This window comes from Robertmurraya sp. FSL R5-0851 (assembly GCF_038002965.1).
Classification (GTDB): Bacteria; Bacillota; Bacilli; order Bacillales; family Cytobacillaceae; genus Robertmurraya_A; species Robertmurraya_A beringensis.
The window spans coordinates 4398206-4409995 of record NZ_JBBOOE010000001.1 but is presented as its reverse complement, the minus strand read 5'-3'; the positions used below and the strand labels follow the sequence as shown (position 1 = coordinate 4409995).

Annotated in this window: 7 protein-coding genes and 1 pseudogene; 7 read left to right on the top strand and 1 reads right to left on the bottom strand. The window is 40.9% G+C overall.

Going from position 1 to position 11790, the window contains the following annotated elements:
- Positions 1 to 128 precede the first annotated feature (128 nt).
- The 4 genes from MKX65_RS22495 (at position 129) to MKX65_RS22480 (ending at position 7146) form a co-directional block, all read left to right on the top strand.
- On the top strand, positions 129 to 1745 hold the full coding sequence (locus MKX65_RS22495; RefSeq protein WP_340905723.1) for a recombinase family protein: 1617 nt from the start codon (positions 129 to 131) through the stop codon (positions 1743 to 1745).
- Positions 1738 to 3402, top strand: a complete 1665-nt coding sequence (locus MKX65_RS22490) for a recombinase family protein (protein ID WP_340905722.1) — start codon at positions 1738 to 1740, stop codon at positions 3400 to 3402. The genes MKX65_RS22495 and MKX65_RS22490 overlap by 8 nt, the downstream gene beginning before the upstream one ends.
- A 121-nt stretch (positions 3403 to 3523) precedes the next feature.
- The gene (locus tag MKX65_RS22485; protein WP_340905721.1) at positions 3524 to 6706 is read left to right on the top strand and encodes a recombinase family protein; all 3183 of its coding nucleotides are present in this window, start codon (positions 3524 to 3526) and stop codon (positions 6704 to 6706) included.
- Entirely contained in the window at positions 6703 to 7146 is a 444-nt protein-coding gene (locus MKX65_RS22480; protein ID WP_340905720.1) for a hypothetical protein, read from the top strand. Before MKX65_RS22485 ends, MKX65_RS22480 begins: the two co-directional genes overlap by 4 nt.
- 259 nt (positions 7147 to 7405) lie before the next feature.
- On the opposite strand, the gene MKX65_RS22475 is transcribed toward MKX65_RS22480, so the two are convergent.
- The gene (locus MKX65_RS22475; RefSeq protein WP_340905718.1) at positions 7406 to 8380 is read right to left on the bottom strand and encodes an Abi family protein; all 975 of its coding nucleotides are present in this window, start codon (positions 8378 to 8380) and stop codon (positions 7406 to 7408) included.
- A gap of 304 nt (positions 8381 to 8684) precedes the next feature.
- Here MKX65_RS22475 and MKX65_RS22470 point away from each other — a divergent pair.
- The 3 genes and pseudogenes from MKX65_RS22470 to MKX65_RS22460 all read left to right on the top strand — a co-directional run.
- A pseudogene (locus MKX65_RS22470) lies at positions 8685 to 9857 on the top strand (terminase large subunit); the annotation flags it as partial.
- A 145-nt stretch (positions 9858 to 10002) separates the two neighbouring features.
- On the top strand, positions 10003 to 11097 hold the full coding sequence (locus tag MKX65_RS22465; RefSeq protein WP_445677934.1) for a phage portal protein: 1095 nt from the start codon (positions 10003 to 10005) through the stop codon (positions 11095 to 11097).
- Positions 11098 to 11100: 3 nt separating this feature from the next.
- Complete coding sequence (locus MKX65_RS22460) at positions 11101 to 11787, top strand: head maturation protease, ClpP-related (RefSeq protein ID WP_340905717.1); 687 nt, start codon at positions 11101 to 11103, stop codon at positions 11785 to 11787.
- Positions 11788 to 11790: the final 3 nt, after the last annotated feature.

Sequence of the window (11790 nt, the reverse complement as noted above, 5' to 3'; positions counted from 1 at the left end):
TACTATAACCCAAAAAGCTGAAGAACCTTGATACAAAGCGACTTCAGCAGATTTTTTTGGGAGCCATGATTGAATAGAAGAAGCCTAGTGTTGAGAAACGAGGATGAAAATTGAAAGGAGGCAACAGCATGGCAGAAGCATTATTTGGTTCATTTGGACAAGGAGTTGGTGGTATTTCATTAATGGAGCTACCTCCAGAGAAACCTAAACAACTGAGAGTGGCTGCATATGTACGAGTCAGCAGCCTTTCAGATGAACAAGAAGGATCTTTTGATAACCAAAAAACGCATTACACTCAATTAATTCGCTCCACACCGGGTTGGAAGATGGTTGACATTTATACAGACCATGGACGAACAGGAACATCGATGGCTAAAAGGCCAGGATTTAATCGAATGATACGGCACGCTACCGAAAAGAAAATTGATCTTATTCTTTGCAAGTCGGTATCAAGATTTGCGAGGAATGTACTTGACGCAATTAATACGATACGGAAACTGCGACAACTTGGAGTGCGCATTATATTTGATAAAGAGAATATTGACACAGATGATATGGCAAGCGAGTTTATTTTGACCATGCTTTCCGCAACAGCACAGGAAGAAAGCAGAAGCATTTCGGAGAATATAACTTGGGCTAAAACTAAGAGGTTTGAAAGAGGTGAACCGATCTTTGTAAAGAAACTCGGCTATGAACTAAATGAAAGAAAAGAGTGGGTTGTAGTAGAAGAGGAAGCCCAAATTGTTCGAGAGGCTTTTAATGAAATCTTGAACGGCAAGACACTCTCCCAAATATGCAAACAGTTCATCAGAAAGAAATATAAAAAAACGAACGGACGCACAGACTGGTCATCACCAACCTTAAAGTTAATGCTACAAAACAGTGATTATACGGGGGATGTTATTTGCCAAAAAACATATGTGGAAGATCACCTTTCTCATAAACAGCAATTAAACACAGGTGAACGAACTCAATATTTCATCGAGAACCACCACGAACCCATTGTAAGTCAAGAAGTATTTGAAGCAGTCCAAAGAGAACTGGAGAGGCGCAACAAACCAAATCCTAATAAAAAGACGAAACGCTATCCACTATCGAGCAGAATCCAATGTGGAGTTTGTGGAGGAAATCTGCACCGATTTGTCTGCCGAGAGAGAGTTACATGGCGTTGTGAAAATAGCAGAAAAAGCAAAGAGCTTTGTAAGATGCAAGGAATCCAAGAAACGATAATTTTAAAAGCAATGCAAGAAGCTTTTCTCGAACGCTATCGGTCAATAAGGAAGGTAATTGATATAGATCGTATGCAAAAGGACCTGACTAGGGCAGTCGCCGCAAGAGATTTTTCTTACAACCAACTGCGCTTAGATTTAGAACGGATTTTATTAGAAGAAAATGTAGCCCTTATAAACGCCAATGGAACAGAAGCAGAGAAATCAAAAGAAGTACTTGAGGAACTGTCACGCAAACGTGAAGCTATTGAGAAGGAGTTAAGAGTAAAAGAAGAATGGTGGGAACTTCTGGATCAGGATGTCGCTTTTCGCAAAGCAGCACTAATAAAGCTTAGGGAAATGGATGCAGTTAGAAATCCAATAAAACTATTACATGAAGAGATGAAACAAACTGCATTTTTAAGGGCATGGGTAGTTCGCATAAAAGCGATATCACCAATGTCCTTTTGTATGCATTGGATTGACGGTAAAGAAACCATTATTGATTTTGGGAAAGGAGATCATGATATTGACTAACCATCAAAGCCCTTCAAGGGTTCGGATAATTCCGGCAAAGGCTAGAACGAGCCGGACGGAAGCGAATCCTGGTGGACAAAAGAAACGGATTGCAGTTTATGCCCGAGTATCCACTGACTCAGAAATGCAGGCAAGCAGTTATGAACTCCAAGTGGATCATTACAAAGATTATGTAAGTAAAAACCCTGCTTGGATACTCGCAGATGTGTATGCAGATGAAGGGATATCAGGGACCTCGACGAAGAACCGTACAGAATTTAATCGAATGATCCAAGACTGTGAAGAAGGGCGGATTGACTATATTTTGACCAAGTCAATCAGTCGCTTCGCGAGAAACACTCTTGACTGCATATCAATTATCAGGCGTTTGAAGAGTCTAAGGCCAGCCGTGGGTGTTTTCTTTGAAAAGGAAAATATTGACACATTAGATTCAAAGTCAGAGCTTTTCCTAACGATTTTATCCTCAATGGCACAGGAAGAAAGCCGCAGCGTAAGTGAAAATACGAAATGGGGCGTTCAGAAGAGATTCCAACAAGGTATCGTACACATGCCGACTACCTTCTTCTTGGGCTATGATACCGATGAGGACGGAGAAATTGTGATTAACGAGGAACAAGCTGAAGTAGTCAGACGAATTTTTCGAGAGTATTTAGAAGGAAAAGGGTGTCCAAGCATTGCAAAAGGCCTAACAAGAGATGGATTAAAGACAGGAAAGGGAAATAAAACGTGGACGTCAGATGCGGTTTATAAAATCTTGAAACAAGAGAAGTACCAAGGCCACTGTTTAGCACAGAAGACCGTTACGATTGATTTTTTATCGCATAAACGCGTTCGCAACCGAGATATTCAACCACAGTATTTTGTAAAGAACACCCACCCAGCCATTATCAGCGAAGAAACCTTTGAAGCCGTTCAACAAGAAATGAAAAGGCGAAGTTTGATGATGCGGGACCCGGATAACAAATACCGGCAGCACTTTAGCGGACACAGCCCATTTTCCAATCAGTACTATTGCGGAGAATGTGGAAGGCCGGTGATACGAAGAAGGATGACTTCAAGCAGGAAGGGGGAGAAGTATTACATTTCTGCATGGCAATGCCGAGTGACTGCAGGGCTAGATCGAGACTATAAAGATTGTAAAACAAGTTATGTTCATGAGACAGACCTTGAAAATGCCTTTATGAAAATTATGAGGGGAATGAAAGAAAACCTCGATGAAGTAATAGAAGAAGCGAAACAAGCCATTCAAAAAGCATCCCTCTCGCCACCGGAACAACAACGGCTGGAGGAGTTGAACACGCAAATTGAAGCGATAACCGACCGCATTAGTGACTTGGCTGCAAGAGAGTCCGCCACCAGCGATGCCATTTACGATGCGACATTAAGGCACTTGATTTATGAACAAGAAATTCTCCAACAGGAGCGGGACAGCCTAGAGGACAACATGCAAGAACAACTTTATTTAGAAAAGCAATTTCAATCGCTCCTAGTCTTATTAGAAGAAACTGAGAAACTAGAGGACTTTGATGTAACGCTTTTCAAAAAGACAATCGAACGGGGCATTATTTATAAGGAACGAATAGTTGAATTTCAATTTAAATGCGGGGTGAAACGGACCCTCTGTGTAAGAGAACGAAAGACACCCAAGAAGAAATAAGCAAAATTTAATCAAATAAACATAAACCTCTTTCCACCCATAAAAAGAACTTGAAAGTTCTCGGGATGTGAGTGATAGATGGACACGAGCCATTATCACTTATAGGAAAGGGGTTTTTATATTGGATGAAATTCAAAAAGGTATGTGGGTCCGAACGTTGTGGGATCCAGTCAAGGCAAGGGAAGAAAGTCCGTTAATCGGAAACCATGAAGTGAAGGTAGCTGCTTATTGTCGAGTAAGTACAGATTTAGAAAAGCAACTGCATTCGCTAGAGAACCAAGTGCAACATTATACGCATCTCATTCGAAGTAAGCCGAACTGGAAGTTTGTTGGTGTGTATTTTGATAACGGCACGAGTGGTGGGAATGCCAATAAGCAGAAAGGGTTACAACGACTTATCCGCCACTGCCATGAAGGACGTGTCGATTTTATTTTGACCAAAAATGTGTCTCGCTTCACACGGAATGCGGAGCATCTTATCACGATTGTAGAAGAGCTAAAGGCGAAGGGAGTCGGCGTGTACTTTGAAGAGCAAAAGGTAGATACCTCGGTTGAATACAATCAATTTCTGCTAAGCACCTATGCAGCTCTGGCACAAGAAGAAATTGAAACGATCTCCGCCTCTGTCAAATGGGGCTATGAAAAAAGTTTGCAAAAAGGAAAGCCAAAGTTTGTAGCGACCTACGGCTATCGTAAAATCACAAAAGATGGACAGCCCACCCTTGAAATCAACGAGGAACAGGCAGGGGTAGTTCGTTTGATATACGATTGGTATTTACAAGATTGGTCCATCCAAGACATCGTGAGAGAACTTATACGTCTGGAGATTCCAACCATGAAGGGCGGAAAAGTGTGGAGGACAAAAAGTGTTAAATATATGTTGCAGAATCCTACCTATACCGGTAATAAGGTTGCCAGACTTCATTCTATTGATTTGTTTACCAAGAAAAAAACGATTAACAAGGATGACCCCATTACGATTGAAAATACCCATCCAGCCATTATCAGTATTGATGTCTTTGATCGGGCTCAGGAAAAGTTTAGTTTGGACCATAAATCTCCACGTAAGCGACCTACTCCCACAGAACCACATGCTTTTCAGAAACAAATCATCTGCCAGCATTGTGGAAAACTTATAAGAGTTCATAAAAGGAAGATCGGTAATATCTGGCGGTGTAATGCAAGAAAAGCTGGTGTTTGCGAGGGACCAGAATTACAAGAACATCAATTACAAACCATGATGCTAAAGGCTTTTGAGAAAAAGTTCTTGAAAGATGAAAATGTTCAAATCGGTGCTTTAAAGAAAATCCTGACCGTTGCCAATCAACAAGACCATTTCGAGTTCCATCGGTTAAAGTGGCTGACGGAAATGGAGATGGCTCGAACTACGGATACCGATGAAGAGCTGAAGGAAAAAGAAGAAGCGTATCGTGCATTTGAAGTGCATATTGAAAGCATAGAAGAAGGACGATCTTATCGGACCAGTACCATTCGATGGTTGGATTCCATTCAGAATATGGAGACTTTTTACGAACAAGTTACTCTAGAACATTTGAGAGCATGGATTTTAAACGCATCGGTAACTACTGAAACAGACTATGAGGTGAAATGGTTGGATGGAACGGTGACGACCATAGGCTCACCATTAATAAAAGATATAGACTCATCACCGACTGAAGAAAGCCAAAGAACAAAGGAGGTGACTTCTGAATTGAAAATACTGAATGAGAAAGGCGATTTGCTTATTAAGGAAAAGGAACAAAAGAAAGCATCGATTCCAAAAAGAGAAGTACAGAAGATTGAACCCAACAACAGTAAAGCGATATTGCAGACGATTGAAGCATCGATGGAGGGGGTGAATAAACAACCTTCTTCCCAACTAAATACTATAGAACCGTTGCGAACAGCAGCTTATTGCCGTGTTTCAACTGACCGTTTAGAGCAGCAATCAAGCCTGAAAACACAGGTCGCATACTATACTTATTTGATTTGGAAAAACCCAAACTATCAATTTGCAGGCATCTATGCAGACGAGGGAATATCGGGGCGTTCAATGAAAAATCGGGATGAATTGAATCGGCTCATTCAAGAATGTGAGCGTGGGCGAATTGACGTTATTTTGGTTAAGTCCGTTTCCAGACTAAGCCGAGATATTCAAGATACATTGGAAATCACGAGATATCTTCGTCAGCTTCCTAATCCAACCTACATCTACTTTGAACGTGAAAATATATGGACTTCGGACCCTCAAGCAGACCTTATGTTATCCATTTTCGGAAGCATTGCACAAGAGGAAAGTATTAGCATGGGTAGATCCTCGGCTTGGGGCATCCGCAGTATGGCCAAGCGGGGTATTATCCATCAGAAAAGACCGAACTATGGTTATACGATTGATGATAACTACCGTTGGCACATAGTGAAAGAAGAAGCGAGCGTGGTCCGGCGCATCTTTAGAGAAGTAAGAAAAGGAGTCACAGTGTCTCAAATCGCAGTGGATTTAAGTGAAAAAAAGCTTCCGAGCCCAACTGGTAATTTAACCTGGGGAGTAAGAACGATTACAAACATTTTAAGAAATGTAGTTTATAAAGGGGATATTTTATTCCAGCAAACTGTATCTCTTCAAAACGGTCAAAAGAAAATCGTTCCAAATGAAGGGCAAGAACCTCAATATTATATTGAACAACATCATGAACCGATCATTTCAAAGAAAAAATGGGAGGAAGTACAGAGGATATTAGATGAGCGAGCGGAAGAGGTAAAGAAGAAACGTTCAGCTCCCTTGCCAGAAATTAATGAAAATAAAAATGAAACATTCTTAGGGAAGATGAATTGTGGGGAATGTTCCAAACAAGTGGTCCATTATGTGAAGAAAAGGCCGAAAAAAGATGGTGACTATTATCAACATTTCTGGGTCTGTTACCGAGCGGGCTATCCACACTATCATGTTCATGATCCTTGTGATTCGATGGCTTTTAAACAAGACTATTATGAACAGCATTTTAGACACCTTTTAACAAATATTTATGAAGATTCCACTTTCTATCAAAAGGCAGAGCAGGCGATTGAACAGTTGGACTTATCCCCTGAAGAGAAAGTCAAAGAAACGCACCTAGAACAAGAAGTGAACGTATTAAATCAAGAACTTTATGAGGTGGTCGATGAAAGCCTTCATGGTCAGGGTCGAGATACAGAACGAGTGGACCAATTGACTGAAAAGCTATGTGCCATGTATGAGAGTCTTGCGGCTTTTCGAGTTGGAAGGAGAAAGCGGAAGAAGAACGAAAAACACTCAAGCGTTTTATGAAAAACTTGAAGGCTTATATAAAAAGTGAATCAAAAGCCTTTCCCGGCGAGATTTATACAGATGTTGTGGACCATGCGGCTGTATATAAAGATGGCAGCATTGTGTATCATTTGCGCTTTGGGTTGGAATGGACGACCGACGAGGTGTATTCTACTTTTCAGGAACAATGTGAAAGGGAGCGGCGGGCGAAGGCAAAAGCAAAATATGAAGCATTTTTGAAAGGGCCAGAAGTGGCTGCTCTTCTCGAATACTGTCATGAACCTAGGACGGTGAAAGAGATGTTGACATTTATGTTGGAAAGAAAACAAATGGGGAAAACAACCCTTGTCGATCGAGTGGTTATGCCTTTGTTTAAAGAAGGGACGTTTGAGCGCTTCAAAGTACAGGGACAAAGGAAGAATATCAGGGAGTATGCGTATAGAGTAAAGGAAAATAGGTAATCTGCTAATCTAGCAATCTATTAAAAATGGATTAGATTCCATTGGTTATGGGCTGGATGGATAAATGCATTGGAGAAGTATTGCGGAACCCATTGAGTAGGCTTGTGCAGAGCCACTTGGTGGGTTTTTAGTAATATTTTTAGACAAAATTAAAAGAGGACCAGACGCATCCAGTCCCCTTAAGTGTAAGCCGAAGCTGTACACCGCTATTAGTTATATATTATGATACTACAGTTTGTCCTATTCGTAAAGTACAAGCCTAAATATAATTCGTTAAGCTAGTTATTTTGTTTCTAAAATCGGACCCCATTATAGAGGTGTGAACCGGTATTGGTATGGCATCTCTAAGCTTTTCAGATTCCGCATGAAACTTTCGAACAATTTGTTTCAATTCAGTTTTGGTTACTCCAAGTTTTTTAAGAAGAAAAATCACAATGATAAAGTAATCCACAATGTTATCAAATGTAATATTTGTAATACCAGTCTCGCTTTGCAAGTATTCCTTCAAGCGTGAAGGCGGGTTTGTCTTTTTGAATCTGCAATCAAAGACAACGGAGTTATGTGCAACAGCATTACGCAGTTCCTTAATTAGAAAAATGATATCTTCAACAATTCTACCATTTTGATTATGGTTAGTTGTATGCATGCCTAAATCCTCTGCGATTGCAATCCTTGTGTCCTGGTTTAAACATTGTAAGAAAAAACCGAATTCCCCAAGATTAATTACCTCAAATATTGCCCATAGTGGTATCGGCTTATTGGTATGGAAAAAGTGTGAAATTACGGCTTTTTGTTCTGAGTAATTATAACTGATTTGTTGGTGGATTTTATTCCTTAAATCAAGCCGTTTTTTCATTTTATCCCTATACTTACTATTACCCGTATTTTCTTTCTTATAATCATTTAATAGGTGTGAAAAAACAAAATCAAAGTCTACCGGCCCTATTCCAATCAGGGTATTTAGTGTATAATTTTTAATTGCTGTTTCAATGAACATGATTCGTGGATATAAAATCGTTTTAAGGTTTGTATCAAATTCATAGACACCAACGACTTCATCGAAATTGGTGAATGGTATTTGATTACTGGCATGACCAATAAAACGATATCCTTTGTATCCGTGATAGTAACCTAAATTCAACAAATCCCTTTTCTGTTTGCTGCCACTAATTTCAATGCCATGCTTGTCCCTAAGGTGACGCATTAACCCATTGGTTGTTTTTCCTCTTACCAAAATATATCCGCTCCCATATAAAACTATTAACTTAATTATAAGGGTTATTTTATGAAAAAACTATAACTCTATATCAATAGGGATTGTAGGAGAGAAATCTTCATTAATTATATAGTAGAAAAAAGACCAATCAGGCTCATCTCCAAACTAGGAGGTGGGCCATTTTTTTGCGTTTTATGGGGTGAAATTCGCTATAAAAATGAACCGAGGAATTAGAAGGAAAGAGGAGTGAAATTAACCGTCTATTATATAGTAGAAACTCGGATATTTTAATCTATATTTTGCGTATTTTTATCCATCCCGCTCCACGGCGCGTCTGGTCTATAAGCCAACCAACAGTTTTTATCAAGTACTATCAGCTGAAGCTTATACGAAGCACGGACTCAATGTTCATGCGGTTATTTTTGACGAATTGCATGCCCAACCGAATCGAGAGCTATATGACGTTATGACGAAAGGGTCTGGAGATGCTCGCCTCCAGCCGCTCTTCTTTTTGATTACGACAGCGGGTACTGACCGAAATTCGATTTGTTATGAAGTGCATCAAAAAGCGGTGGATATTTTAGAAGGAAGAAAGGTTGACCCGACTTTTTATCCAGTAATTTATGGAATTGATGATAATGATGATTGGACTGCTGAAAAGAACTGGTATAAAGCCAATCCATCCCTTGGCCATACCATTGACATAGAGAAAGTAAGAAATGCGTTTATTAGTGCAAAAGAAAATCCCGCCGAAGAAAACATCTTCAGGCAACTGAGGCTCAATCAATGGGTGAAGCAATCGACCCGCTGGATGCAGATGGAGAAGTGGGATGCTTGTGACGATCCGATTGATCTTGATAGTCTTCGTGGAAGAGAATGTTTTGCAGGGCTTGACCTTTCAAGTACAACAGATATTTCCGCCTTTGTGTTGGTTTTTCCACCTAGGACAGATGACGAGAAATTCATTGTTCTCCCTTACTTCTGGATTCCCGACGAAAACCTGAAATTGCGGGTAAGGAGAGATCATGTGCCCTATGACATTTGGGAAAAGCAAGGTTACATCAAAACAACTGAGGGTAACGTGATTCATTATGGATTCATTGAGGCATTTATTGAGGAGCTGGGAATGAAATACAACATTAAGGAAATTGCCTTTGACCGATGGGGAGCAGTTCAAATGGTACAAAACCTAGAAGGGATGGGCTTCACGGTCGTTCCATTTGGACAAGGGTATAAGGATATGTCGCCAGCATCAAAAGAGTTGATGAAAATTACCCTTGAGAAACGAATCGTTCACGGTGGAAATCCGGTTTTACGATGGATGATGGATAACATCTTTGTGAAAACAGACCCGGCGGGCAACATTAAGCCGGATAAAGAGAAAAGTACAGAACGAATTGACGGTGCGGTGGCATTGATTATGGCATTGGACCGGGCGATTCGGAATGAAAATCGAGAGAGTGTTTATAATGGGCGGGGGATATTGATTCTCTAATTTAGGAAGTGAAACTATGAAAATACCGTTTTTATCAAAACTATTTCAATCAAGGGCCAGCCCCCAAAATAATCTTTTTGGCAGTACCTACAGCTTTTTCTTTGGTACGACCACAAGCGGGAAAGCGGTCAACGAAAGAACAGCCATGCAGACCACAGCGGTCTATGCCTGTGTGCGGATTCTAGCTGAGACGATTGCTAGCCTTCCGCTTCATCTTTATCAGTATACCAATAACGGTAAGGAAAAAGCGCTGGACCACAGCTTATATTACAAGCTCCATGATGAGCCCAATTCAGAGATGACTTCGTTCGTGTTTAGGGAAACACTGATGAGTCATCTTTTATTATGGGGAAATGCTTATGCTCAGATTATCAGGGATGGTAGAGGCAATGTGCTTTCACTTTATCCGCTTTTGCCTGACCGGATGACGGTGGACCGAACTTCTACTGGGGAACTTTACTATGAATACCGAATGGACACGGGCACCGCAATCCTTCGAAGGGAGGAAGTCCTTCATATTCCTGGGCTCGGATTTGATGGTTTGGTGGGCTACTCTCCGATAGCGATGGCCAAAAATGCAATTGGAATGGCAATTGCGACTGAAGAGTATGGAGCGAAGTTTTTTGCTAATGGTGCAAGCCCCGGCGGTGTCTTGGAGCATCCAGGTGTCGTAAAGGACCCTGCCAAAATCCGAGAAAGCTGGAATGCGGTGTATCAAGGAAGCGGCAATGCCCATCGAATTGCAGTCCTTGAAGAAGGAATGAAGTTTCAAAGCATTGGCATTCCACCTGAGCAAGCACAATTTTTAGAAACAAGAAAGTTTCAGACAGAAGAGATCTGCCGAATCTTTCGGGTTCCACCTCATCTTGTGGCCAATCTTGATAAAGCGACCTTCAGCAATATTGAACACCAATCGATTAGCTTTATTGATAATACGATCATGCCTTGGGTCACTCGAATCGAACAGTCCATGAAAAAGGCGTTGTTGAGTGAGGCTGACAAGAAAAAGTACTTTATTAAATTTAATTTAAATGGGCGGCTCAGAGGAGATGCAGGATCCAGAGCGCAATTTTATCAGATCATGCGGCAAAACGGGGTAATGTCAGCGAACGATATCCGCGAACTGGAAGAGATGAACTTAATCCCGGAAGAACAGGGTGGAAACAAGTACTTAGTGAATGGGAATTTTGTAGATATGTCAAAAGCAGGTGCTTGGACAGAACAGTATGAGGAGGGATAAACCTTGAAGAAGTTTTGGAATTGGGTCAAGAACGAAGAAGGCAGGACCCTTTATCTTGATGGCGTCATTGCTGAAGAATCGTGGTTTGGTGATGAAGTCACACCGAGACAGTTTAAGTCAGAACTAATGAATGAGGGTGGCGATATCACCATCTGGATTAATTCGCCTGGAGGTGATGTGTTTGCAGCCAGTCAAATCTACAACATGCTCATGGATTACAAAGGTCATGTGACTGTGAAAATTGATGGAATAGCTGCTAGTGCCGCCTCGGTCATTGCGATGGCTGGCGGAGATGTTTTCATGTCGCCAGTTTCGATGATGATGATTCATAATCCGATGACCATTGCCTTTGGTGATACAGCTGAAATGAAAAAAGCCATTGATATGTTGAGTGAGGTAAAAGAAAGCATCATAAATGCCTATGAATTAAAAACCGGTCTTTCAAGGATAAAACTCTCACACATGATGGATGCGGAGAGCTGGTTTAACTCCAAAAAGGCAGTGGAACTTGGATTTGCCGATGGCATCATGTTTCAAAATGAAAGCGAAGAAGCCCCACCAGAGGAAGGAATGATTTATAGCCAAATGGCAGTTGTGAATTCATTCCTGCACAAGTTACCGCAAAGGGAAAAGAAAACAGGCACAGATATCAGCATTTTGGACAAGAGACTCGAACTCTTGAAATTTTAAGGA